We start from the raw sequence: 22,669 nt of genomic DNA on the forward strand, positions 1-22,669 counted from the left end.
AGACGGCTCTGTCGAGATCTCGTTTGCTCTTGCGAGAGTGCCGTCGTGATAATTCATCGGGGACCTTCCGGATCAAGGGAGAGCGGGCAGCAACCCGATTCCCGAGCCTGCAGGAAGGTTGCCGATTCTCAATTATTCCCTGGAGCTTGCTCGAAGCTGGGCGCCGCCTTCGCCTCGGCGCGCCGGCGCGTGGCGAATCAAGGGAGCGGTTGATATGCCTCAACCAGCGATCGGCGCTTTATCCGATCTTTGAAGCTGGCCCTTGCATGAAGAACTTTGTCGTCAACCTCAACCGTCAGCCGGAGAAGTACGAAAGCTTCTTGAGACTGAATGCCGGGTCGAAGATCGCCTTCGAACGATTTGAGGCGTGCGATGGCGCATCGTTCTCATCGCAGGATGCGCTTGGGATGAACCTGGTTGTGCCCGGAGCACAGTTCACGCCCGGTGCCGTCGGCTGCGCGGCCTCACATCTCCGGATCTGGCAACAGACGGCTCAATCCGAAGTGCCGGCGCTCGTGTTCGAGGACGATGCGATTGTCCGCGATGACATCACCGAGCGTCTGGATTTCCTTCGCCGTCTCAAAGACTGGGATTACGTCGCGCTCGGCTACAATACGGACTCCGTTCTCGAACTTGAGCTGACGCCCGGCTTCAAGTCCGAGATGGTGTTCACGCCCAAGCAGCCAAGCGACGAAAGCGCGGCGGTTTTTCGGAGGTCAAGCGCAGAGGTCGCCGCGTTTCGGCTCGTCAATTGCTTCGGCACGGCAGGTTATGCGGTTTCGCCCCGAGGCGCGAAGAGACTTCTGGAGCTCTGCTTTCCGATGGAAAACCGGTTTCTTCGGGTTGCAGCGCTTGGTCGCACGATCCCGGTCATGGGGGTCGATGGCATGATGAACTTCATCTACAATTCGATCGAGGCCTTCGCCTGCCTCAGCCCGCTTGTCATTCCCAAAAACAACAACGCCGTCTCGACAACCGTTCCGACCGGTGAAATTCCCCGCTGGTGAGTGCCGCGAGGTGCGCCCGGTTCAGGGCAGAAGTTCGGGCGGCGGCGAGCGGTCCAGCACATCGCCCTTGGCGCCCTCAAGCAGATCGACGCCGTAGGTCTCGACCACGAGCGGGCCGCGCTTGCGCTGCAGCTCGGCGACACGCGTCACCTGCGTGAAGAGGTCGTTCAGGAACGGATGGCCGCCGGGGCGCAGCTCGTCGACATAGATCAGCTTGCCCGCGAGCAGCTTTGGATCGGGCTCGGGCATGTTGACCCAGCGGATGCGCTGGTTTTGCTGCACCACGCAGGTGCCGCGCGGCAGATAGAAGGCGAGCCAGCCAGTGGTGCCGTAATCCGGCGTGAGCACGCAAGGCGCACCGCTGCGGACACGCGCCGCTTCGACGTTAGCTGCGAGCTCGCGCCAGCCGACGCCGACGCTGCGCACGGTCGCATCGCGGCGATAGCCGGACAGCAGCCCCGTATTGGCCTGCAGGATCAGTGCGGCAAACATCACGATGCCGGTGGGCGCGGCCCAGCGCAGGCAAAAATCCACCAGGCGTCGCGCACGCGGTTTCCACTGTACGAGATTGGCTGCGGCAGCGGCGGCAACGACGAACGGCGGATAGACCGGCGCAAACCAGTTGGCCTCGACGCGGGCGTGCAGCGAGTGCCAGACGAAATAGGCGACGATGGTCCAGAACATCGTCTCGATCAGCACGCGCGAGGCGAGCGCGCCTGCCCGGCGCCAGGTCAGCGCATGCAGCCCCATCGCGCCAAGGATGAAGACCAGCGGGGTCGCAAATGCAATCTGGGTCGGGATCAGCTCGGCAATGAAGACCGGGCGAAAATCCTCGATCCTGGCGCGCCCGAGCTGCTTGACGAACGAGACCCATTGATGATCCGCATTCCAGAGGATCACCGGTGAGAACAGCGCGAGCGCAACGAGGCCGCCGAGATAGGGCCAGGGCGAGAGGAACCAGCGCCGCAGTTTCGGCACGGAGGCGAGCCAGATCAGGATCGCGGCACCAAAGAACATCGCGGTGTACTTCGACAGCAGCGCCGCGCCGATTGCGGCGCCGACCGCAAGCCACCAGACACCGCGACCGGTCTCCAGCACTTTTGCGAGGAAGAACAGCACGAAGCTGGAGGCGACCAGCAGCGGCGCATCCGGCGTCACGATCAGCGTGCCGACCGAGGCCATCATCGTCACGTTGAGCAGGATCGCGCTGGTCGCCGCCACGCGGGCACCGCCGAACAGGATCGCGGCCGAACGATAGATCGCATAGCTCATCGGCAGCGCGAGCAGGATCGAGACCAGACGAACACCGAGCTCGGTGTCGCCGGCGATCATGGTGCCGGCGCGGATGACGTAAGCCACCATCGGCGGATGGTCGTAGTATCCGCCCGCCAGGTTCTTCGACCACATCCAGTAATAGGCTTCGTCGAAGGTGATCGGGGTGAAGGCGGCCGCGACCAGCCGCAGTGCGACCAGCGCAAGAATCACCAGCGCCGTATTGCGGACGATCCGCGCGTCAGCCCCGCCCATACAAGCTTCCTTGCAAGCCTTGACGCGCTATTTCTTGCGCCAGACGAACAGTCCGGACATCGCGTAATTCCACACTACGCCCATCAGCGCGCCGGCGAGGCCCGCCAGCCACCAGATCGGCTCCTGGTCGTAGACCGAGAAAGCAACGCCGACATTGGCGAGCAGGCCGACGCTGCAGACGATATAGAACATGATCAGGCCGCGCAGGATCGCAAAGCCCTTCAGCCGCTGGTCGCGATAGGTGAGGAAGTTGTTGAGGACGAAGTTGGTGGTCATGGCGACGATGGCGCCGGCGGCCTGCGCCTCCGCGAACGGCACCTTGATCAGCTGGAGCGCGATGAACAGCGTGGTGAGATGCACCACGAGGCCGATGCCACCCACCATCGCGAACAGGATGAAACGCAGCGAGACGATATCGTTGGTCAGCTTGGCCAGCACCAGGCCAAGGAAGTCGAGCGCCACCATGGAATCGAGCTTGCTCTCGCCATGCTGGCGGGCGCCGAAGGTGTAGGGAATCTCGACCGCGCGCAAACTGCCCTGCGCGCTTGCGACGAGATCGAGCAGGATCTTGAAGCCGTGCACCGACAGTTTTGGCGCCAATTGCTCGAAACGGTCGCGGCGAACCATGAAGAAGCCGCTCATGGGATCCGCGATCTCGACCCGGAGCATCTTCCTCGCGACCTCGGTCGCCAGCGCACTGGCGCCGGCACGCTGCTTGTTGAAACCTTCGCTCTTGTAGCCCTCGATGTAGCGGCTGCCGACGACGAGGTCGGCCTGATCGCTTGCAAGCAGCAACAGCATCTTCGGCAGCTGCGTCTCGTCGTGCTGGAGGTCGGCGTCGATCACGGCGGCGTAAGGCGCGCTGGAGGCCAGGATGCCCTCGATGCAGGCGCCCGACAGGCCGCGGCGGCCGATACGGCGGATGCAGCGCACGCGGCTGTCCTGCAGCGCCAGCGCCCGCACCACATCCGAGGTGCCGTCGGGCGAATTGTCGTCGACGAACACGACCTCCCAGGCGACGTTGACGAGCGTCGCCTCCAGCCGCCGGTACAGCACCGTGACGTTATCGCGCTCGTTGAAGGTCGGGACGATGACCGACAGTTCGGGCCCCTCTTGAGCCTGGCTGTCGACGCCCGGTCTGATCGCTTCGTTCATGACGGCAGCGTATAACCGCCGCGTCGTGTGATGCCAAGCCGGGGGTCTGGGGGAACGGCCCAAAGGGGCCCTAAAATGCCAACGACCCCGGAACGGCGGACCGCGCGTACATCCGGCGCGAGCCCAAGCTATTCCAAGGTCGTCCCAGCAACGGAGAATGTCACTCAACGTTGCCGTTATCAACTAAATGGGGACGACACTGCCGCTTCGCAAGGGGCTGAAGCGCTCTTTTTCGGGCCGCTACTGGTTCGGGACTTCCCGGATCACGGGGCCCCGCGGCGCCGGCGCCGCAGGGGCTGCGGGCGCCATGGCGGAAGGGGCCGGCTCGACCTTGGCCGGCTTCGGCGGCTTGCCGTACTGCCCGATCGGCCCGAAGACGATGGCGGCCGCAAGCACAATCGCCGCGACGATCACGCCACAGATGCCACCTACCGACTCAGACGACATGCCAGCCCGTCCCCGTTCCAGATGCAGCCAGTCATACCACGGATGAACACGCGGCCGGAAGGGCTTGGCGAAGGGGGCGAATAGCGGAAGGGCGAATAGCGAATGGTGAGTAGCGAATAAGGCAAGGCGGTCTTCTGTCCCTATTCCCTATTGGCCATTCGCCACTCCCCTATTTCTGCGGCGGCCGGTGCTTGACGAAGGCGGTCACGATGTCCTTCTGCGCCGCCTCCACCGCCCTGTTCGCGGTCGCGAGATGGGCGCCGGATTCGATGTTCGGATATTGGGAGGTGAGGTAGTCGAGCAGCGCCACCCGGTAATATTGCCGCTCCGACGGACAGGCCCCCGCAACCGACCGGCCAAAATCCTGTTCCGACAGTCCCTGATTGCTGTCGCGCGAATATTCCCGCGCCAGGCAATGCCAGTAATCGTCGCGGCCCTGCATAGCGAGCTTCTGCGCGCCCTTCGCATCGTCATCGTCAGCCAAAGCCGCAGATGTCATCATGACGAGTGCCGCTCCCAGCATCAGCGTCCGCATCTTGTTCTCCTTTTTGCGCAGATTTCTTCGCGAGCTTAGACGGGACACGACAACTGGCCAATCACTTCTGGTTTGACTAGGATGCAGACCTCCCCTCCCCGTCGATGCGAGATCCCTCCGTGGCCAAAGCAAAAACCGCGACCAAAAAATCCGGCAACATCTTCATCGGCATCGGCGGCTGGACCTTCGAGCCCTGGCGCGGCGTGTTCTATCCGGAGAAGCTGACGCAGGCGAAGGAGCTATCCTATGCGGCCTCGAAGCTGACCTCGATCGAGATCAACGGCACCTATTACGGCTCGCAGAAGCCGGAGAGCTTTCGCAAATGGGCAGCCGACGTGCCGGATGGTTTTGTGTTCTCGGTGAAGGGGCCCCGCTTTGCCACCAACCGCCGCGTGCTCGCCGAGGCCGGCGATTCCGTCAAGCGGTTCTATGATTCCGGCGTGCTGGAGCTCGGCGACCATCTCGGGCCCGTGCTCTGGCAATTCGCGCCGACCAAGAAATTCGACGGCGCCGATTTCGGCAAGTTTCTGGAGCTGTTGCCGCGCAAGCTCGAGGGCCGCGCGCTGCGCCACGTGGTGGAGGTGCGCCACGACAGTTTCTGCACGCCTGATTTCATCGCGCTGATCCGCGAATTCGGGACGCCCGTGGTGTTCGCCGAGCACGGCAAATATCCTGCCATCGCCGACGTCGCCGGCGATTTCGTCTATGCCCGGCTGCAGAAGGGCAATGACGAGATCAAGACCTGTTATCCGCCGAAGCAACTCGATGCCTGGGCCGAGCGCCTTCAGGCCTGGGCCGCGGGAGGTGAACCCGACGATTTGCCGAAGGTCGACAAGGCGAAGCCGAACAAGGAGCCGCGCGACGTGTTCGCCTATGTCATTCACGAGGGCAAGGTGCGCGCGCCGCACGGCGCCATGGAGCTGATCGCGCGGGTGAGCTGAGGATCATTCATGGCCAGAGCTAAAAAGCTCTTCACCATCGGCTATGAGCAGACGCCGCCCAAGGCCGTGCTGGACGAGCTTGAGCAGGCCGGCGTCAAGCTTGTGGTCGACGTGCGCGCGGTAACATCGTCGCGGCGGCCGGGCTTTTCCAAGAAGCAGCTTGCCGCAGGCTTGGACGAACGCGGCATCGCCTATGTCCATCTTGCAGCGCTGGGCACACCCAGGGAAGGCCGCCTCGCCGCGCGCAGCGGGCAATACGATGCGCTGGAGAAGGTCTACTCAAAGCACTTGAAGGCGCCTGAGGCGAGAGAAGCGATGGACGAGCTCTCGGCGCTGGTGAAGAAGGCCGGTCCCGTCTGCCTGCTCTGCTACGAGCGCGACCACACCCACTGCCACCGCCAGATGATCGCGGAGATCATCGAGGAGCGCGATGGGGTGGCGGTGAAGAATCTGGCGGGGCGGCAGGTGTAGCTGCGCTGTCATTCCGGGGCGTGCGCAGCACGAGCCCGGAATCCATCGAGCCTCAGAGTTGGTGGATAAATGGATTCCGGGCTCACGACTTCGTCGCGCCCCGGAATGACGAGCGGAGACAGCTCGCGCGCGCCCCGGAATGACAGCCTACCTCGCTCCCGCCAGCTTGAACGACCCCTCCATCATCTGCACGCAGCTGCCGCCGACATGGGCGGAGACGATCTTGCCGTCCTGCTTGCGCACGCGCGTTTGGAGGATGCTGGGCCGGCCCATGTCAAAGCCCTGGCCGACCGTGAGCTTCAATTCACCGTCGCGCGTGGGATCGAGATCGGCGAACAGCGCGGCGGCCGCGACCGTGGCGCTGCCGGTGGCGGGGTCCTCGGCGAGACCGCCGGCGCCGCGCATGAACATGCGCGCCTGACGCTCGCTGGGCGCCTCCGATGCCGGCACATCGCGGGTGTAGAACCACACCGAGCGGGCCTCGTCGCGCGGCAAGACCCTGCCGAACGCGGCCGCGTCGGGCCTCGCTCGCTTGAGCGCATCGCGCGAATGCAGCTCCGCCACCAGGAACGGCGTTCCGACGCCGACGACTTGCGGCGCATGGTGATCGGTCCTGATGTCATCGGCAGTCAAGGAGATGCAGGCTGCAACGTCGGCGGCGGAAACCTCCGCCAGTCGCGACAGCGGCTGCGGCGCGGTGAGCTCGGTGCTGACCACCCTTCCTTGCTCCCGCACGATATCAACCGGGACCAACCCGGCTATCTCCTCGAACAGCAATCGCGGCTTCGGATCTTTCGCGAGGCTCGCCAGCACGAAGGAGGTGCCGACATTCGGATGGCCGGCGAACGGCATCTCCCTTACCGGCGTGAAGATGCGCACCTCGGCGTCGTTGGCCTTGTCGCGCGGCGGCAGCACGAAGGTCGTCTCGGAATAGTTGAACTCGGTCGCGATCGCTTGCATCTGCTGCGTGGAAAGCCCAGCGGCGTCGAGCACCACGGCAAGCTGGTTGCCGCCGAAGGCGCGGTCGGTGAACACGTCGACGGTGATGTAGCGGCGCTGCATGCAAAATCCTCACGCAAATGGCGGCCGCCTCCGGCCGCCTCGCGCAACACTCTACAAGCCCTCAACATCGCCCGTCATGCCCCAAAATTCGGTGCAATCGGAGCAATCGCCGATGAGAGATCAGAAGCGAAAGAGAGGTCGCGGTGATGCCAGAACTTGCGCGCGCTCGCTCTTGTCGACAATCAGCGTGTCGAGGAATTGCCGGTTTTTCGCGTAGCTCTGCGTCGCCTCGAACTGCGTGTGCGGCCAGTCGCTGCCCCACAGCAGGCGATCGAGGCCGTAGGCACTGCGCAGCAGCGGATAGGCCTCCTTCGCAAAACTCTCGCCCGCAGCACCGTTGCGATACGGCGCTGAGATCTTGACCCAGATGTTCTTCGTCGCCCCTAACTTCAGCACGGATTGAAAGCCGGGATCGGTGACGCCGAGTTTTGGATCAGGCAGCGCGTAGTGATCGAGCACGACGGTGACGCCGCGATCGAGCAACTGCGGCGCGAGCACGGCGAGATCGGAGGCATTGCGCTGGATCTCGACCTGCCAGCCCATCGATTTCACCTTCGCGAGCAACCCCTTCCATTCGCCCGCGGCGAGATCGGGCAAGGGCTGACCGACGAGATTGAGGCGAATGCCGACGATGCCGGCGCGATCGAGCTCGCTCAGCTCGTCTGCAGAGACCTTGGGATCGACGACGGCAATGCCGCGCAGGCGGCCGTTGGCCTGCTTCAGGCAGTCGACGAGATAGGAATTGTCGGTGCCGAGAAAGCTCGGCTGCACCAGCACGCCATTGGTGATGCCGTTATGGTCGAGCTGCTCGAGATAAAGCGACAGCGGCGCGTCGTAGTCCGGCGCATAACGCCGGCCCGGCGCGAGCTTGAGCTCGCGATGGAACACATGAGCGTGGGTGTCGATAACGGGCAAGGCCGCCTCACTCCTTGCTGTGGTCGCGACCGCGGTGGCAAGCGATGCGAGGCCCGCACCAAACTGGCGGCGCGTCAGGCCGTGTTGGGGCAATGTCATGGTCGTTCCTCCCCATTCCCGTCAGACGCGCGCCGGCGCGGTTTGCTCGAACACCTTGCCGCGGGTCTCGGGCAGGAGCAGCACCGCGATCAGCACCAACGCATAGGCAAACGCCGCGTCGATGCCGATCGCGGGCCCGAGACCGATGCGATCACTGAGGAAGCCGACCAGGAAAGGAAACGCGGCGGAGACGACGCGGCCGAAATTGTAGCAGAAGCCGACGCCGGTGCCGCGCACGCCGGCCGGATAGAGCTCGCTGAACAGCGCCGCCATGCTAGCGGGAATACCGGCCGAGAAGAAGCCGAGCGGAAAGCCGAGCACCAGCATCTCGCCATTGGTCAGTGGCGCAAAGATGTAGACCAGCACGGTGGCGATGCAGGCGCTGGCAAAGAACGCGACATTGGCCCTGCGGCCGATCCGGTCGCTGATGATCCCGCTGGCGACGCAGCCGCAGAAGAAGGCGACGATGATGACGGCGAGATAGAAGCTGGAGCCGAGCACCGACAGGTGGCGCACCTCGCGCAGGTAAGTCGGCAGGAACGTCGTCAGCGCGGCATAGCCACCATGGGCGCCGATGCCGAACAGGCCGCCGACCAGGGTCGAGCGCAGCACGTCGCGGTGGAAGATGCCGGCGAGCGTGGCGAGGAACCGTGTTTCTGCGTCCCTTGCAACAGCGCGCGGCGGCTCCTTCAGCCCGCGGCGGATGAAGATGATGAGGAGCGCCGGCAACAAACCGATCGCAAACAGGATGCGCCAGGCGATGTCCGCCGGCGCGTAGGTGAAGACCAGCGCCGACAACAGCACCGCCGCGCCCCATCCGATCGCCCAGGCGCTCTGCACCGAGCCGAGCGCCTTGCCACGATGCTCGGGACGAATGATTTCGGCCATCAACACCGCGCCGACGGCCCATTCGGCGCCGAAGCCGAGGCCCTGGACGGCCTTGAGGATCAGAAGCTGGGTGTAGCTCATCGCAAACGCGCAGGCGAACGTCGCCAGCGCAAAGGTCAGAACCGTGATCTGGAGCGCCTTGACGCGGCCGTAGCGATCGCCGAGCGCGCCACCGAGCCAGCCGCCGAATGCGCCGAAGAACAGCGTGACCGAGCCGAGCAGGCCGGCATCGGCCTTGCTGATGCCGAAGGCCGCGATCAGCGCGGGGATGGCAAGGCCGAACATCTGGACGTCGAGCGCATCCAGCGCCCAGCCGCCAAAGCTTGCCCAAAAGGTCCGCTTCTCGAGCGGCGAGCATTCGCTGTACCAGTTTGACATTGTTTCCCCTGTAATCGTTTATTGCTTGGTGTCGTTGAAAGTCGTTGTCACCGGATCTCGGCGTGGTAGCGGAAGCGATCCGCGGGCCCGCGCGAGCGGCGCCATTCGATCGGCCGCCGCTCCAGATCGAGCGCGAGGCGCTCGATCACGATCAGCGGCGCGTGGGCCTCGAGCCGCAACAATCGCGCCTGCATCTCGTTGGCGGCCTCGACCGTCAGGATTTCCTCGGCGGAGACCACGACCTCGCCGCAACGCTCCTCGTAGAGCGGATACAGCAAGTCACCGAACTCGGCCGTGTCGATTTCGAGGATTTTTGCGAAACGCGATTGCTGGAGCCAGATTTCTTCGGCAAGCAGCGGCACGTCGTCGATCAGCCGCAGGCGCGACAGACTGATCACGGCTTCGCCGACCGGAATACGCAAAGCCGATGCCACGGCCGATGTCGCCGCTACGCTTTTGCGCCGGATGATGCGGCTCTTCGGCACGCGCCGCTCGCCGCTTTCGGACTGGAAGCGGAAGAAACGGAACAGCGAGGAGTTGAAGCGCGCGCGGCGCACGAAGGTGCCGCGGCCCTGCTGCCGCTCCAGCACGGCGTCCCCGACGAGCTGGTCGATTGCCTTGCGCACGGTGCCGATGGCGACGCCGTAATGGGCGCCAAGCTCGGCCTCCGACGGAATCGGCTCGCCCGGCCGCCATTCATTGCGGTTGATCCGCGCCGCGAGGTCGTCGCGCAGGCGCTGGTAGCGTGGCAGGCGGTCGTCGCGCGGGACTGAATTCATATAGTCATATAGATGACTAGATGAAAGTGGAGTCAAGCGCTACCTTGATACCGCAAGGCTGGAGTCCTCGCGGAACGAGCGCGAGGCCGGGTTGCGGACTTCGCCAACCCGGCCTCGCCTGTGTCGATCGTCAGTTCGTGGTCTTGGGCATGCAGGGCGGCTCCTTGTAGGGCGCCGTGGCATAGGCGCCCACTGCGGGAGCCCTGACGCAATCCGCCGTTGCGTGGGTTGACGCACGCCGCACGGGCGCGACATCGCGGGCGGCTGCGGCCTGGGTTTGATAGACGGAAGCGGCAATCAGGGCGGCTGAGACGAAGGTCAGTCGAGTCATGGATTTCCTCCGCGTGACAAACGGACATCGACAGGTTTTCGACGTCCTGAGTGCAAGAGCGGAATGTCACGTGAAATATTTCAGCCGCGCGTTCAAAGAAACGCGAGCAGCGTCCCTCATCCCAGTTGAAACACCGCGACCGGCTGCTCGTAACCGCGCACCGTGACCTCGCCGAGCGCGACCGCATCCTCGCCGTCGTCGCCCAGCGCCTCGCGCACGGACGCGGAGATTAGGAGCTGCGAGCCGAACTCCTTGTTGAGCGCCTCCAGCCGCGAGGCGAAGTTTACGGTGTCGCCGATCACAGTGTATTCCTTGCGCCGGGGCGAGCCGATATTGCCGGCGACGACCTCGCCGAAATGGATGCCGATGCCGATACGCAGCAGCCAGCTCGTCTGCGCATTGATGTGGTCCATCGCGGTCAGCATCTCGCGGCCTGCGGCGACCGCACGATGCGCTGCATCGGACGCCTCCAGCGGCGCGCCGAACAGAGCGAGAAAGCCGTCGCCGAGAAACTTGTTCACGATGCCGCCGTGGCGGTCGAGAACATCGACCAGCACCGCGAAAGCGCCGTCGAGCCGGTCGACGACCTCCTGCGGCGAGCGCGACTGCGCGCCGGCGGTAAAGCCGCGGAAATCGACGAACATCACGGCGACACGGCGAAGATCGCCCGCAGCGCTGGTGCCTTCCGCCATCAGCCGCTCGACCACCTGCGGCGAGACGTGCTGGCCGAACAGATTGGTGACCCGGTCGCGCGCGGTGGCCGCCGCGATGCTCGCGGCAAACTGCCGCCGCAACTGTGCGCCGACGGAGCCCGCCAGCACGCCGCAGACCAGGATCACAAGGCTACGCACGGCGTGGAAATAGATCAGCGGTTCGCCGGCGTCGCTGGCTGAATTGTAATACAGCGCGACGGCCAGCAGCCCGGCTGCGGCGACAAATCCCGTGAAGGTGGACAGCCAGAAATCGAGCCGCAGGGTCGAAAGAATGACGAAGATGAAATAGGCCAACGGCAACACGAAGCCGAGTGCCTGGCTTGCACCCATGCTGCGGATCTGGAGGATCAGAATGAGCGTCGGCAGCGACGTTTCGATTGTTGCACCGATATAGCGCCTGATCACCGGCAGGTCGCGATCGAGCTTGAGATTTCGCCTGATCTGGCCGTGGACCCAGACCTCGAAGAGCAGGAAGCCCACCAGGAGGACGTATTCGCGGAATATGCCCTCCGTCCCGCGCCAGATCCGGTTCACGATGGCAGGGTCGATCACGAAAGTTGCCGTGAGCAAGACCATCATGACCAAGCCGGTGGCGATCAGCGCCTTCACCCGCACCAGCTCGGTACGCAGCACCTCGCGCGTCAGCTCGCGCTCGAACGCCTCCGACAAGACGGCTTTCTGCCGGGCTTTCCCACTGACCAAGCTGACCATTCTACCCCCTCGATTCCGGGGCAGTCTGCCTCAATCCAGCGTGCGGCGGAAGCGCGTCACGGCGATAGTCATGGCGACCAGCATCAGGATGACGAGCGCGGCCGCATCGAAGCGCAGATTTGGCATGGACGCGCCCTTCAGCATGATGGCGCGAACGATACGCAAGTAATGCGTCAGCGGCAGGCTTTCGCCGACATATTGCGCCCAATTCGGCATGCCCGCGAACGGGAACATGAAGCCGGACAGCAGGATGCTCGGCAGGAAGAACATCATCGACATCTGCATGGCCTGGAGCTGGTTCTGCACCAGCGTCGAGATCGTGTAGCCGATCGACAGATTGGTGGTGATGAACAGCGTCGACAGCAGCGCCAGCAGGAACAGATTGCCGAGCACGGGCACGCCGAACAGGAACACGCCGATGCCGATGATCAGGAAGGCCTGGACGAAACCGACCAGCACGTAAGGGATGATCTTGCCGAACATCACCTCGACCGGCTTGATCGGCATCGACAAGAGGCTCTCCATGGTGCCGCGCTCGACCTCTCGCGTCACCGAGAGCGCGGTGAAAATCAGCATGGTCATGGTGAGGATGGTGCCGACCAGGCCCGGCACGATGTTGAGGCTGGAGTTCGCAGCCGGATTGTAGCGGGCGTGCGCGCGGATCTCGAACGGCATTTCCGGGGGATTGCCGATATAGAGATCGTGCGCCAGCGCGGTCTGCACGATCATGCCGAGCGAGCCGAGTGCGGCGCTCGCCGCAACCGGATCGGTGGCATCGGCAGCAACCAGCAGCGCCGGCTTGTCGCCGCGCCGCACCGCGCGCTCGAAACCGCGCGGGATCTCCACGCCGAACAGCACCTTGCCTGACTTCAGGAGGTTGTCGAACTCGTCGACGTCGTGCACCTCGTAGATGAAGCGGTAATAGGCGGTATTCTCCAGCGCCTTCAGGACCGAGCGGGCAAGATCGGAATCCTCCTGGAGCAGCACCGCGCTCGGCAGATTGTGCGGCGTGGTGTTGATGGCATAGCCGAACAGCAGAAGCTGCATCACCGGCAGCATCACGATCATCGCGAACGAGACGCGGTCGCGCCTGAGCTGGATGAACTCCTTGACCAGCATCGCATAGGAGCGCTTCCAGAAGCCGAAGCGCTCGCGGATCTCGTGCGCGGGGGTCGGATGATCGATGGTGCTCATTGGAAATTGTCCTTGGAGCGGCCCATTAGCTCGATGAACACGTCTTCCAGTGACGGCGCCGATTTGTGCCAGTGCAGACCGCTCTTGTCGCGCCACGGCGCGATGCTAGCTTCGAGCGCGGCAACGTCGCGCCCCGAAACATGCAGCGACGTGCCGAACGGTGCCACCATGTCTACCCCGGGCTTGCCGGTGAGCGCGGCCGTGAGGCCGTTCAAATCCTCGCCTGTTACGGTGTAGGTCGTCAGCGCAGATCCCGCGATCACCTCCTCCACCGTGCCGTGGGTCAGCAAATGGCCGTAGGCGATGTAGGCGATCTCGTGGCAGCGCTCGGCCTCGTCCATGTAGTGGGTCGAAACCAGCACGGTGAGCCCATCGGCTGCGAGCGCGTGGATCTCGTTCCAGAAATCGCGCCGCGCCTTGGGATCGACGCCGGCCGTCGGCTCGTCCAGCAGCAACAGCTTTGGGCTGGGCAGCGTGCAGGCGCCCAACGCCAGCCGCTGCTTCCAGCCGCCGGAGAGCTCGCCGGCCAGTTGCTCCTCCCGGCCCGAGAGCCCGAGCCGCTTGATCATGTCACGTGCCGCACCGCGTGCGTCGGCGAGGCCATAGAGCCGCGCGACGAATTCGAGATTCTCGCGCACGGACAGGTCCTGGTACAGGCTGAAGCGCTGGGTCATGTAGCCGACCTGGCGCTTGATCTTTTCGGCGTCGCGCAAGATGTCGTAGCCGAGACAGGTACCCTCGCCGCTGTCGGGCGTGAGCAGGCCGCAGAGGATGCGGATGGTCGTGGTCTTGCCCGAACCGTTCGGCCCGAGAAAGCCGTAGATCGAGCCGCGCTTCACCTGCATCGACAGATCGTGCACGACCTCGCGGCCGCCGAACGATTTGGTCAGGCCCTTGACGTCGATCGCGATGTCGTTGCTGGCGTTCATCGCTTTTCCGCCACCGGCGTTTTGGGATTGAGATAGACGTTGATCGGTTGTCCGACGCGCAACGCATCCGGCCGCGACGGCCGCGCCTGGATCAGATAGACGAGCTTGTTGCGCTCATCGAGGCTATAGATCACCGGCGGGGTGTATTCGGCCGAGGTCGCGATGAAATAGATCTTTGCGGTGAGATCGGCGGCGCAATTGTCGCAGGCGACGCGGACCTCGTCGCCGATCGACAGCTTCGGCAATTCCGCCTCCGGCACGAAGAAGCGCAGCTTCATATTGCCGGGCGGCATGATCGACAGCACCGGCCGCTGCGCCGCCACCATCTCGCCCTCGCGAAAGTAGATCTGCTGGATGGTGCCGGCGACCGGCGCAAAGCCCTTGCGCCGCGCCAGCCGCGTCTGCGAGGTCACTACCCGCGCCTGTGCGACCCGCAGATCCGAGACGGCGGAATCGAGCGCGGCTTGCGTGCCGGAGCCGGTCTTGCGCAGGGAATCCGCGCGATCAAACACCTGCTGTGCATTGGCCAGCGTCGCCTTGGTCTGGTTGAGATCGGCAAGCTGGAGATCGTCGTCGACGTCATAAAGGGCGTCGCCGACCTTCACCGCGTCGCCCTCGCGGACGTCGAGCTTCGTCACCCGCCCCGCTTCGTCGGGGCTGACGAAGATCATGTCGGCCTCGACCCAGCCCTGAAAGCCGGGGTCGTGTTTCTCGTTGCAGCCGGCAAGCCCGATGGCGAGCGCGGCGACCAATGCAAATCTGAAAATTCTTTGCGACGACCTCATGTCGTCCTCCGTTCGCCAAAAATCAAATCGAGATGAACGCGCAGCATGTCCTGCGCATCGAGCGGCGCGTGCCGTGCAAACAGGCTCTGCCAGATCACTGCGATCATCGCCGGCGCGACCAGGATCTGCGGATAGTGTGCGAGGTCTCTTTCGCGGATCTCGCCGCGGGCAATGCCAAGCTCGATCAGCGCCCGCATGCCGGCCATCCCGCGCGAGACGACCTCGCGGTAGTAGAAGTCGGCCACCGCAGGGAAGCGCGGCCCTTCGGCCACGATCAGGCGGACGAGATCGCCGCGCCGTGTACCGATCACCTCTTTGAGGAAGTTGCCGGCAAAGGTTTCGATCAGATCGCGCACCGAGCCCGTCGGCGGCGGCAGTGCGTTGAGCCGCGCCACCACCGGCACGATCACGGTGCGCACGAGCTCCTCGAACATCGATTCCTTGTCTTTGAAGTGCAGGTAAATCGTGCCCTTCGCGACGCCTGCGCGCTTGGCAATATCGTCGAGCCGCGTCGCGGCAAACCCGCGTACGATGAACTCCTCCATCGCCGCCTCGACGATGGCCGCGCGCCGCTCCGCCGCGCGTGTGGCGCGGTTCGATGCCGGAGGGGCTTCCCCGTCAGCTTCGGGTTTGCGACTTGCTGCTTTGGTAGACCTATTCGTCATTCTCCATATATGACTGACTAGTCAGTCACAGTCAATCGAGTTTTGGATCTGAGATGGACAAACGAATTAGCGTTGACTAATGCATTAGTAATTGCTAATTTATGGATATGATCGAAGCCGCCCCAAATCCTGTCACCGCCGTGATGCGTGCCCTCGCCGATCCGACCCGCCGCGCGGTGTTCGAGCGCGTGTTCGACAGCAAGGAGATCAGCGTCGCCGAGCTGACGCGCGGCAGCGGCGTGACGCAGGGCGCGATCTCGCAGCACCTGAAATCGTTGAAGCAGGCGGGCCTCGTCGCCGAGCGCGCCGAGGGCCGCAACGTCTATTACCGCGCCGCTCCGCAAGGCCTCGAGCCGCTGGTGACCTGGATGGATCATTACGGCGTCTTCTGGCGCGAGCGCTTCCAGAATCTGCGTGACCTCTTGAAGGAGATCGACTCGTGAGTGCAGCCGAGCTGAAAGCCGAGACCCAAGAAAACATTCAAGAAAACATCCGGGACATCGTCATCGATGAGGTACTCCCTCATGCGCCGGAGACGGTCTGGAAGGTGCTGACCAGTGCGCAACTGATCGCGCGCTGGCTGATGAAGCCGACCGGCTTTGAAGCCGTCGAAGGCAAGGCCTTCACGTTCCAGACCACGCCGGGCGGCAATTGGGACGGCGTCATCCATTGCCGCGTCCTGGAGGTCGTGGCTCACAGACGCCTCGTCTACGCCTGGAAGGGCGGCGATGAGCGCAATACCGGCTACGGCGCCCCGCTCGACACCGTCGTGACGTGGTCCCTCACCCCGGTCGAAGCCGGCACGCGAATCCAGCTGATTCACTCGGGCTTCGTGATGCCAAGGAACGAGAATGCCTACACCGTCATGAGCGGCGGCTGGAAGAAGGTGGTCCGGCAGCTCGACGAGATCAGCGGCGAAGGCAAGTAACAGGACAGCTGAGGAGTTATCACGATGGACAAGCCCTATACCGGCGGCTGCGCCTGCGGCGCGATCCGCTATTCGATCGCCGGCGAGCCCCTGTTCGCGAACCATTGCCAGTGCCGGGACTGCCAGCGTGAAAGCGGCAGCGGCCACGGCTCGTACGCCACTTTCGCGCGCGCCGGTGTCACCGTGACAGGCGAGGCCAGGAGATGGGACATGGTCGGCGACAGCGGCAATGTGAAGACTCGCGGCTTCTGCCCCACATGCGGCCTGGCCGTTTACATGACCTTCGCAGCGATGCCCGACATTTTCACGATCCGCGCCGCGAGCCTCGACGAGCCCGCCCGCTACCAGCCGCAAGCGGTTACTTACGCTGCGCGCGCGTATGCCTGGGATCATCTCGATGCGGGGTTGACGAAGTTCGAGACGATGCCCCCCGGTTAAGACGTTTGGTGCGCTCCCTCTCCCGCTTGCTTGCGGGAGAGGTTTGCGGCCAGCAGCTTCTATCTCAACTATGAAACTTCAATCCATCGACGATCTTGTCGATCACCTTGCGATCGGCGCGCATCGCGATGCCGACGAGATTGAGATCGGCACGCGCAACCGCCTTCACCGCCTCGCGATTGGCGGCATCATGCGCGGTCTTGAACATCTCGTCGGTATAGACCGCCGGCGTAACGTTGCGCGTGAGTGCACGATCGAGTGCACGCGACAACGCCGGACCATCGGCACCATAGATCAGGATCGGCTGGCCGATTAGCGCAAGATATTTCGTCGCCGAGGCGTCCTCATAGGCATCGCCGATGCACTCCGGAAAGGCGGCCGCAACGCCGCTCGTCAGGAACGATGCGACATTGAGCTTCTGCCAGGTCTGGAGGTCGTTGCGAATGACAACGGCAATCTTGGTGTCGAACTGCATGAATTCTCCCAACACACAACCAAGCGCCGGGAAAGAAAAGAAGATTCCTCGTGCGCCCGGCGGCGGACATGAACGTAACCCGGATTGACCCATCGATCACAGCTCGGAAATTTCAATGGAGATGCGACGGCTGCGCTTCTCCCCGCGCGTCAACTCGGGTATATGTCGGCGCCCTGTCACCGAACTGTCATAAAGCGTGCATGTCCGAAACTGGCGCAATCAAGCGAGCCCTCGAACCAGTACAACGGCTTGCGAAAGCCAGCGGTCATCCGATCGCCGAGGAAGGGAGGAAATCCAGCTTCGTTGTTCCCGCCATTGGTAAGGCGCCCGGTTCCGTGCTTCCTGACAACGCATCTTCGCACACCGAGTCTTTGCACACCGAGTCTTTGCTGGCTGGCCTCTCCGGTGATGAAGCTCGAGCGAAGACGCCTGCATCGGAACCCCCGCCTTCCCGCGACGCCGGGCCACCCACCACCGAAATCGAACTCAAGCTGATCGTGGCTCCCGATCGCCTCGCGGGTTTCAACGATGCGCCGATCATCGCGACGAATATGCGCAACAAGGGGACGCGCAAGCATCTCAAGGCCGTGTATTATGACACGCCCAAGCGCGCGCTCCGGCGCGACGGGTTCAGCTTCAGGGTTCGCCAGAGCGGCGCGCGATTCACGCAGACGGTGAAAGCCGAATTCGGCAACGATCCGCTGCGCCGTGGCGAGTGGGAGGCAGCCGTCCCGTCGATGGCGCCGGACATCGCACTGGCCATGCCGCTGGTTTCAGACAAGTTGCGAGTAGATCTCGAACGTCACCCGGTCGAGGCCGTCTTCAGTAGCGACGTTCACCGGCATCAGCGCCTCGTCGACTTGCCGTCCGGTACCATCGAGGTCGCCTTCGATCAGGGCTATCTGACCTCGGGCGATCGTTCGCTGCCGGTGAGCGAGATCGAGCTGGAGCTCAAGAGCGGTAGTCCGTCCGCCATCTGGGAGTTGGCGCTGCGGCTCGCCGAGCATGGTTCGGTGAAACCTTCGATCCGGACCAAATCGGCACGGGGCTTTGACCTCGCGGCCGATACACCGCCGCGGGCACCGAAGCCGCCAAAGCTTCGTCTCGATCCATCGACATCGCTCGATGAGGCATTTTCCGAGATTCTGCGGTCCTGTCTTTTGCATCTGCTGCAGTCGTTGCCCGCCGCCGAGGACGGTCGCGATCCCGAGGGAATGCATCAGCTTCGCGTCGCGCTACGGCGCCTGCGATCGGCGCTCGACCTGATGCGGTCGGTGGTGTCGTTGAACAAGCTCGACCTGCTGCGCGCCGAGGCGAAGTGGCTTGCGGGGAGTCTCTCCGGCGCACGTGATTGGGACGTGTTTCGGCAGGACACGTTGCGGACCGTCGCGGATGGCTGTCCGTCGGTCGCCGGCTTCGACACGCTGGGTGAGTTCGCCGACGAGCGTCGCGCGGCCTGCTACGACAAGGCCCGCCTCGCCCTCGCCGACCGGCGATGTCAGTATTTCGTCATTGGGCTCGGCGCCTGGATCGAAGCTCGTGGCTGGCGCATCGAGGTTGCTCCCGAAGGTCTGGCGCAACTGGCGGAGCCGGCGATCAATTTTGCACGAAACATCCTGTCGGCACAGCATGCGAAGGTGCTGAAGCGCGGCCGTCGCTTCAAGTCGCTGCCGATGGAGGAACGGCACCGGGTCCGTCTCGCCGCGAAGAAGTTACGCTACATCGCCGATTTTCTGCTCCCGCTCTGCGGGCAACGCAAATCCGCGCGGCGCTTCGCGCGCAGGCTCGCCGACCTCCAACAGGAGCTCGGGGTCTACAACGACATGGCGACGACGACATCGCTGCTTGCGGATGTCGACGCGGGCTCGACCGGCATCGGCATGGCGGCGGCGGCGATCGCCGGCTGGCAGGCCCATGCCATGGTCGGCATCGAAGCGCGCCTGCTCAAGGCCTGGTCGGAATTCACGCGGGCCAAGGTGCCCTGGTCGGTGGATGCGCAGGAGCAATCGGCAAAACCGGTGCAAGCCAACGCGGGCTGGCTGCGCTAGCCCTTGATGGCTGCGCTTAGCCCGTGCTCAACCCTTGGCGTCGCAGGCCCAGGCGCGGATCACGCATTCCTTGCCGCCATATTTGTAGCATTCGCGCGTGGCGGCATTGAGCGTGGCTGAGATCTTCGGCTTCACGGCGTAGCCATAGGCGCCGCAGGGATTGGCCATGTCGACCGACATCGCCGCACAGGCGCGCTTCATCGTCACCGTCGTGCAGTCGCCCTTGCACTGCTTTTGTGCCGCGGCACGCGCCTCGTGCTCGACACCATAATCATAGGCCTGGCCAAAGGCGCCGCACTTGCCGACGGCAAACGCGCCGGCGGCATGGGCTTCGGTGATATGACGGGCACCGGCGACACAAACCGACAGCGCAAAGAAAAACATCGCGCAGCGGCGCGCGACGACGTTCGAAACCATGGAAAAGCCCCTCCCCCCAAGGCAGGTGCGGAGGACTCTAAGCGGCGGACCGTTTCCAGATGGTGAACGAGTGGTCGAAACGGGACGATTGCGAGGTGCCGTAGGGTGGGCAAAGCGTAGTGTGCCCACCAATTCAACGGCTCAGCGCGGAGGGATGGTGGGCACGGCGCGGCGCGCCTTTGCCCACCCTACTGCACCGTCATCCCCGTCTTGCTGCCTCCAGCGCCTGCGGCGTGTCGATGTCGAGGAAGGCGCCCTCGCCGTCGACGGGCACCTCGGTCACTGCTTCGGAGTGCTTGGCAATCAAATGCCGCGCGCCGACGTCGCCGTCGAGCGTCATCAGCTCCCCAAAGAAGCGGCGCGACCACAGCACGGGATTGCCGCGGCGGCCGTCGCTGACGGGCACGACGATGAGATTGCCGCGGTCCGGCGCAAAGCCGTCGATGAGACGGTCGATCAGGCCGGCGTCGATCAGTGGCATGTCGCCGAGGCAGACCACGGCGCCGTCGCTCGCGTCAGACACGGCCGCGATACCGGCCTTGACCGAGCTCGCAATGCCACCGGCGAAATCCGGATTCCTGGCGAAACGCACCTTCAGGCCCTCGAGCGCCTGCTCGACCAGCTCGGTCTGATGGCCGGTGACGACGATCACCTCGGATGCTCTCGAGGCCAGCGCCTGCTCGGTTGCGATCCGCACCAGCTTCTTGCCGTCGAGCTCGGCCAGCAGCTTGTTCGGCCCGCCCATGCGGGTCGAGCGCCCGGCGGCGAGCATGATGGCGGCGACCCGGCTGTTGCCCTCGATCTCCGGCTTGGCGCGCGGCTGCGGCCGAGTCACGATCTCCATCAGGAGGCCGCCGACGCCCATGCCCATCAGCTCGGAGCGCGTCACCTTGATGCCGGCGAGCAGTCGCATCAGCACCCAGTCAAAACCGTTCTCGACCGGCGAACGTGCGCAGCCCGGCGCTCCCAGCACCGGCACGCGGCCGGCGCGCGCGATCAGAAGCAGATTGCCGGGATCGACAGGCATGCCGAAATGCTCAATCTCGCCGCCGATCTCGGTGACCGCGGCCGGGATCACGTCGCGGCGGTCGGCGATCGCCGACGCGCCGAACACGATCACGAGCTCGGCGCCGAGGGCGAGCAATTCCTTGATTGCCGCCGACAGCGCGCGCTCGTCATGCTGCACACGACGCTCGGCAATGATGCCGGCGCCGGCCGGCGCGAGGCGCTCGGCGGTGACGCGCAGCGTCTTGTCGACCACTTTGGAGGACAAGCCCGGCAACAGAGTCGAGACCACGCCGACGCGCTTGATGACGTAGGGCGCGATTTTCAGCACGTCCTTGCCGGCGGCCTTCACCGCGGCATCGCGCAAGTCTCCTTCAACGCCGAACGGGATGATCTTGACGGTGCCGACCATCTCGCCTTCGACCACCGGCTTGTAGGCGGCGAGCGTGGCGAAGGTGATAGCCTCGTCGATATTGTTGATGCGGTCGACCGCGGCGCGGTCGATCACCAGCAGACCCGGGCGCGCGGCAAACAGATTGGCGCGGCCGGTGAAGGCGCGCTCGACATGAATGCCCTCGCCGCCGATCGCAAGTGCAATGCTGGCGGCCGCGACGTCCTCGGTGACGTCGCCCTCCTCCATCCGGACCACCACGACGTCCTTGATGCCGGCGCGCGTCAGCGCCTCGACCTCGACAGGCCCGATCGTCGTGCCCTTCTTCAGCACCAGCGGACCCTGGCGCAGGGTGTGGACGGTCACCCCGCCGATCGCTTCCCTGGGGCTCGCCGGTCCGAACTTCATGCCGCTTCTTCTTTTTCTTTTGGCGGCAGCCGGAGCACCGCGGTGATCTCGGCCATGATCGACACCGCGATCTCGGACGGCGAGACCGCGCCGATCGCAAGCCCAATGGGCGCGTGGATGCGCGCGATGTCGGTGTCCCTGGCGCCCTGCGCCCGCAGCCGGTCGCCGCGCTTGGCGTGCGTCTTCCGCGAGCCGAGCGCGCCGATATAGAAGCAGTTGCGCTCGAACGCGTGCAGCAGTGCTGGGTCGTCGATCTTCGGATCGTGCGTCACCGCGACGAAGGCGGTGTAGGCATCGACGTTGAGCGGCGGCAGCGCCGTATCCGGCCACTCCGCGACCAGGGGAATATCGGGGAAGCGCTCGGGGCTCGCAAAGGCGGTGCGCGGATCGACCACGGTGACGTCGTAGCCGAGCGAGCGCGCCAGCGGCGCCAGCGCCTGGCTGATATGGACCGCGCCGACGATGACGAGCTTTGCGGTCGGCGCGTAGACGTTGAGGAACAGCTTCTTGCCGCCGGCCTCGACGTTGGCGCTTTTGCCCATGCGAAGCTGCTTGCCCAGCTCGGCGCGCAGTGGATCCTTGGTGAAATCCGCAGCCTTCACCAGGCGCTGCTCGCCGCTTTCGGTGTCGGTCACCAAAATCACGGGCCGGCGCGCGGCGCGCTCGGCATTGAGTTCGTGCAGGATTGCGAGCTGCACGGCTAGCCGACCTTCTCGACGAAGACGCGGATGGTGCCGCCGCAGGACAGACCGACATTCCAGGCGGTCTCGTCCGCGACGCCGAACTCGAGCATCCTGGGCTTGCCGCTCTCGATCACGTCCATGGCTTCGGTGACCACGGCGCCTTCGACGCAGCCACCGGAGACCGAGCCCAGGAACGTGCCCTCGTCGTTGATGACGAGGCTCGAGCCCGCCGGGCGCGGGGCCGACCCCCAGGTCTCGACCACGGTTGCCAGCGCAACGCCACGGCCGGCCTTCTGCCAGTCCTCCGCCGCTTTCAGAATATCCTCGTCGCGATCGAGCATGGC

General features: G+C 64.5%; 26 protein-coding genes. 7 read left to right on the top strand and 19 right to left on the bottom strand.

The annotated features are described in order from the left end of the window. Positions 1-266 precede the first annotated feature (266 nt). On the top strand, positions 267-1,007 hold the full coding sequence (locus ABID59_RS14880) for a glycosyltransferase family 25 protein (protein ID WP_354083852.1): 741 nt from the start codon (positions 267-269) through the stop codon (positions 1,005-1,007). 21 nt (positions 1,008-1,028) lie between these two features. On the opposite strand, the gene ABID59_RS14885 is transcribed toward ABID59_RS14880, so the two are convergent. The 4 genes from ABID59_RS14885 to ABID59_RS14900 form a co-directional block, all read right to left on the bottom strand. Next, on the bottom strand, positions 1,029-2,534 hold the full coding sequence (locus ABID59_RS14885; RefSeq protein ID WP_354083853.1) for a glycosyltransferase family 39 protein: 1,506 nt from the start codon (positions 2,532-2,534) through the stop codon (positions 1,029-1,031). Positions 2,535-2,561: 27 nt separating this feature from the next. Then, positions 2,562-3,689, bottom strand: a complete 1,128-nt coding sequence (locus tag ABID59_RS14890; RefSeq protein ID WP_354083854.1) for a glycosyltransferase — start codon at positions 3,687-3,689, stop codon at positions 2,562-2,564. Positions 3,690-3,929: 240 nt separating this feature from the next. After that, the gene (locus ABID59_RS14895; protein ID WP_148751537.1) at positions 3,930-4,136 is read right to left on the bottom strand and encodes a hypothetical protein; all 207 of its coding nucleotides are present in this window, start codon (positions 4,134-4,136) and stop codon (positions 3,930-3,932) included. Between the two features lie 169 nt (positions 4,137-4,305). After that, positions 4,306-4,671 (bottom strand): hypothetical protein, encoded by a 366-nt coding sequence (locus ABID59_RS14900; protein ID WP_354083855.1) that lies wholly within the window; start codon positions 4,669-4,671, stop codon positions 4,306-4,308. 104 nt (positions 4,672-4,775) lie between these two features. Between ABID59_RS14900 and ABID59_RS14905 the strand changes: the two genes are divergently transcribed. Both ABID59_RS14905 and ABID59_RS14910 read left to right on the top strand, forming a co-directional pair. Beyond that, positions 4,776-5,612: a DUF72 domain-containing protein gene (locus tag ABID59_RS14905; protein ID WP_354083856.1), complete on the top strand. Its 837-nt coding sequence runs from the start codon at positions 4,776-4,778 to the stop codon at positions 5,610-5,612. Between the two features lie 9 nt (positions 5,613-5,621). After that, entirely contained in the window at positions 5,622-6,083 is a 462-nt protein-coding gene (locus tag ABID59_RS14910; protein ID WP_354083857.1) for a DUF488 domain-containing protein, read from the top strand. Between the two features lie 147 nt (positions 6,084-6,230). On the opposite strand, the gene ABID59_RS14915 is transcribed toward ABID59_RS14910, so the two are convergent. The 10 genes from ABID59_RS14915 to ABID59_RS14960 all read right to left on the bottom strand — a co-directional run bounded on the left by ABID59_RS14915 (position 6,231) and on the right by ABID59_RS14960 (position 15,532). Continuing rightward, positions 6,231-7,145, bottom strand: a complete 915-nt coding sequence (locus ABID59_RS14915) for a PhzF family phenazine biosynthesis protein (protein WP_354083858.1) — start codon at positions 7,143-7,145, stop codon at positions 6,231-6,233. Positions 7,146-7,265: 120 nt separating this feature from the next. Continuing rightward, positions 7,266-8,159, bottom strand: coding sequence for an amidohydrolase family protein (locus ABID59_RS14920; protein ID WP_354083859.1), 894 nt, complete (start codon positions 8,157-8,159; stop codon positions 7,266-7,268). Between the two features lie 21 nt (positions 8,160-8,180). Next, positions 8,181-9,425 (bottom strand): MFS transporter, encoded by a 1,245-nt coding sequence (locus ABID59_RS14925; RefSeq protein ID WP_354033316.1) that lies wholly within the window; start codon positions 9,423-9,425, stop codon positions 8,181-8,183. 47 nt (positions 9,426-9,472) lie between these two features. Further along, entirely contained in the window at positions 9,473-10,204 is a 732-nt protein-coding gene (locus ABID59_RS14930; protein WP_354033315.1) for a GntR family transcriptional regulator, read from the bottom strand. Between the two features lie 130 nt (positions 10,205-10,334). Beyond that, positions 10,335-10,535 (bottom strand): hypothetical protein, encoded by a 201-nt coding sequence (locus ABID59_RS14935; RefSeq protein ID WP_148751529.1) that lies wholly within the window; start codon positions 10,533-10,535, stop codon positions 10,335-10,337. 116 nt (positions 10,536-10,651) lie between these two features. Continuing rightward, entirely contained in the window at positions 10,652-11,959 is a 1,308-nt protein-coding gene (locus ABID59_RS14940; protein WP_354083860.1) for an adenylate/guanylate cyclase domain-containing protein, read from the bottom strand. 30 nt (positions 11,960-11,989) lie between these two features. Further along, positions 11,990-13,153, bottom strand: coding sequence for an ABC transporter permease (locus ABID59_RS14945; protein ID WP_354083861.1), 1,164 nt, complete (start codon positions 13,151-13,153; stop codon positions 11,990-11,992). Beyond that, complete coding sequence (locus tag ABID59_RS14950; RefSeq protein WP_354033312.1) at positions 13,150-14,082, bottom strand: ABC transporter ATP-binding protein; 933 nt, start codon at positions 14,080-14,082, stop codon at positions 13,150-13,152. Before ABID59_RS14950 ends, ABID59_RS14945 begins: the two co-directional genes overlap by 4 nt. Beyond that, a complete protein-coding gene (locus ABID59_RS14955; RefSeq protein ID WP_354083862.1) occupies positions 14,079-14,867 on the bottom strand; it encodes an HlyD family secretion protein in 789 nt (262 codons plus the stop codon). The genes ABID59_RS14950 and ABID59_RS14955 overlap by 4 nt, the downstream gene beginning before the upstream one ends. Then, positions 14,864-15,532, bottom strand: a complete 669-nt coding sequence (locus ABID59_RS14960; RefSeq protein WP_148751524.1) for a TetR/AcrR family transcriptional regulator — start codon at positions 15,530-15,532, stop codon at positions 14,864-14,866. The genes ABID59_RS14955 and ABID59_RS14960 overlap by 4 nt, the downstream gene beginning before the upstream one ends. Positions 15,533-15,639: 107 nt before the next feature. Between ABID59_RS14960 and ABID59_RS14965 the strand changes: the two genes are divergently transcribed. The 3 genes from ABID59_RS14965 to ABID59_RS14975 are packed head-to-tail and all read left to right on the top strand — an operon-like array spanning position 15,640 to position 16,898. Further along, positions 15,640-15,975 (top strand): ArsR/SmtB family transcription factor, encoded by a 336-nt coding sequence (locus ABID59_RS14965; protein WP_148751523.1) that lies wholly within the window; start codon positions 15,640-15,642, stop codon positions 15,973-15,975. Continuing rightward, positions 15,972-16,460 carry an SRPBCC family protein gene (locus ABID59_RS14970; protein WP_354083863.1) on the top strand — a complete coding sequence of 163 codons (489 nt, stop codon included), beginning with the start codon at positions 15,972-15,974 and terminating at the stop codon, positions 16,458-16,460. Before ABID59_RS14965 ends, ABID59_RS14970 begins: the two co-directional genes overlap by 4 nt. Before the next feature lie 24 nt (positions 16,461-16,484). Then, entirely contained in the window at positions 16,485-16,898 is a 414-nt protein-coding gene (locus ABID59_RS14975; RefSeq protein WP_354033311.1) for a GFA family protein, read from the top strand. Positions 16,899-16,962: 64 nt separating this feature from the next. On the opposite strand, the gene ABID59_RS14980 is transcribed toward ABID59_RS14975, so the two are convergent. After that, positions 16,963-17,373, bottom strand: coding sequence for a DUF2000 family protein (locus ABID59_RS14980; protein WP_354083864.1), 411 nt, complete (start codon positions 17,371-17,373; stop codon positions 16,963-16,965). Between the two features lie 68 nt (positions 17,374-17,441). On the opposite strand from ABID59_RS14980, the gene ABID59_RS14985 reads away from it, so the two are divergent. Further along, a complete protein-coding gene (locus tag ABID59_RS14985) occupies positions 17,442-19,421 on the top strand; it encodes a CYTH and CHAD domain-containing protein (protein WP_354083865.1) in 1,980 nt (659 codons plus the stop codon). A 27-nt stretch (positions 19,422-19,448) separates the two neighbouring features. Here the strand turns inward: ABID59_RS14985 and ABID59_RS14990 are convergent, their stop codons facing one another. The 4 genes from ABID59_RS14990 to ABID59_RS15005 all read right to left on the bottom strand — a co-directional run bounded on the left by ABID59_RS14990 (position 19,449) and on the right by ABID59_RS15005 (position 22,666). After that, a complete protein-coding gene (locus ABID59_RS14990) occupies positions 19,449-19,838 on the bottom strand; it encodes a DUF4189 domain-containing protein (protein ID WP_354033309.1) in 390 nt (129 codons plus the stop codon). Positions 19,839-20,037: 199 nt separating this feature from the next. Beyond that, positions 20,038-21,642: an NTP transferase domain-containing protein gene (locus tag ABID59_RS14995; RefSeq protein WP_354083866.1), complete on the bottom strand. Its 1,605-nt coding sequence runs from the start codon at positions 21,640-21,642 to the stop codon at positions 20,038-20,040. Beyond that, positions 21,639-22,340 (bottom strand): XdhC family protein, encoded by a 702-nt coding sequence (locus ABID59_RS15000; RefSeq protein WP_354083867.1) that lies wholly within the window; start codon positions 22,338-22,340, stop codon positions 21,639-21,641. Before ABID59_RS15000 ends, ABID59_RS14995 begins: the two co-directional genes overlap by 4 nt. 2 nt (positions 22,341-22,342) lie before the next feature. Beyond that, positions 22,343-22,666 (bottom strand): XdhC family protein, encoded by a 324-nt coding sequence (locus tag ABID59_RS15005; protein WP_148751517.1) that lies wholly within the window; start codon positions 22,664-22,666, stop codon positions 22,343-22,345. Between the last annotated feature and the right edge of the window lie 3 nt (positions 22,667-22,669).

The sequence above is a fragment of the Bradyrhizobium sp. S3.3.6 genome, assembly GCF_040546905.1.
Classification (GTDB): domain Bacteria; phylum Pseudomonadota; class Alphaproteobacteria; order Rhizobiales; family Xanthobacteraceae; genus Bradyrhizobium; species Bradyrhizobium cytisi.

Coding starts and splice junctions, on each gene's coding strand:
- ABID59_RS14880 (WP_354083852.1), top strand. CDS start 267: ATGAAGAACTTTGTCGTCAACCTCAACCGTCAGCCGGAGAAGTACGAA.
- ABID59_RS14885 (WP_354083853.1), bottom strand. CDS start 2,534: ATGGGCGGGGCTGACGCGCGGATCGTCCGCAATACGGCGCTGGTGATT.
- ABID59_RS14890 (WP_354083854.1), bottom strand. CDS start 3,689: ATGAACGAAGCGATCAGACCGGGCGTCGACAGCCAGGCTCAAGAGGGG.
- ABID59_RS14895 (WP_148751537.1), bottom strand. CDS start 4,136: ATGTCGTCTGAGTCGGTAGGTGGCATCTGTGGCGTGATCGTCGCGGCG.
- ABID59_RS14900 (WP_354083855.1), bottom strand. CDS start 4,671: ATGCGGACGCTGATGCTGGGAGCGGCACTCGTCATGATGACATCTGCG.
- ABID59_RS14905 (WP_354083856.1), top strand. CDS start 4,776: ATGCGAGATCCCTCCGTGGCCAAAGCAAAAACCGCGACCAAAAAATCC.
- ABID59_RS14910 (WP_354083857.1), top strand. CDS start 5,622: ATGGCCAGAGCTAAAAAGCTCTTCACCATCGGCTATGAGCAGACGCCG.
- ABID59_RS14915 (WP_354083858.1), bottom strand. CDS start 7,145: ATGCAGCGCCGCTACATCACCGTCGACGTGTTCACCGACCGCGCCTTC.
- ABID59_RS14920 (WP_354083859.1), bottom strand. CDS start 8,159: ATGACATTGCCCCAACACGGCCTGACGCGCCGCCAGTTTGGTGCGGGC.
- ABID59_RS14925 (WP_354033316.1), bottom strand. CDS start 9,425: ATGTCAAACTGGTACAGCGAATGCTCGCCGCTCGAGAAGCGGACCTTT.
- ABID59_RS14930 (WP_354033315.1), bottom strand. CDS start 10,204: ATGAATTCAGTCCCGCGCGACGACCGCCTGCCACGCTACCAGCGCCTG.
- ABID59_RS14935 (WP_148751529.1), bottom strand. CDS start 10,535: ATGACTCGACTGACCTTCGTCTCAGCCGCCCTGATTGCCGCTTCCGTC.
- ABID59_RS14940 (WP_354083860.1), bottom strand. CDS start 11,959: ATGGTCAGCTTGGTCAGTGGGAAAGCCCGGCAGAAAGCCGTCTTGTCG.
- ABID59_RS14945 (WP_354083861.1), bottom strand. CDS start 13,153: ATGAGCACCATCGATCATCCGACCCCCGCGCACGAGATCCGCGAGCGC.
- ABID59_RS14950 (WP_354033312.1), bottom strand. CDS start 14,082: ATGAACGCCAGCAACGACATCGCGATCGACGTCAAGGGCCTGACCAAA.
- ABID59_RS14955 (WP_354083862.1), bottom strand. CDS start 14,867: ATGAGGTCGTCGCAAAGAATTTTCAGATTTGCATTGGTCGCCGCGCTC.
- ABID59_RS14960 (WP_148751524.1), bottom strand. CDS start 15,532: ATGACGAATAGGTCTACCAAAGCAGCAAGTCGCAAACCCGAAGCTGAC.
- ABID59_RS14965 (WP_148751523.1), top strand. CDS start 15,640: ATGATCGAAGCCGCCCCAAATCCTGTCACCGCCGTGATGCGTGCCCTC.
- ABID59_RS14975 (WP_354033311.1), top strand. CDS start 16,485: ATGGACAAGCCCTATACCGGCGGCTGCGCCTGCGGCGCGATCCGCTAT.
- ABID59_RS14980 (WP_354083864.1), bottom strand. CDS start 17,373: ATGCAGTTCGACACCAAGATTGCCGTTGTCATTCGCAACGACCTCCAG.
- ABID59_RS14985 (WP_354083865.1), top strand. CDS start 17,442: ATGAACGTAACCCGGATTGACCCATCGATCACAGCTCGGAAATTTCAA.
- ABID59_RS14990 (WP_354033309.1), bottom strand. CDS start 19,838: ATGGTTTCGAACGTCGTCGCGCGCCGCTGCGCGATGTTTTTCTTTGCG.
- ABID59_RS14995 (WP_354083866.1), bottom strand. CDS start 21,642: ATGAAGTTCGGACCGGCGAGCCCCAGGGAAGCGATCGGCGGGGTGACC.
- ABID59_RS15005 (WP_148751517.1), bottom strand. CDS start 22,666: ATGCTCGATCGCGACGAGGATATTCTGAAAGCGGCGGAGGACTGGCAG.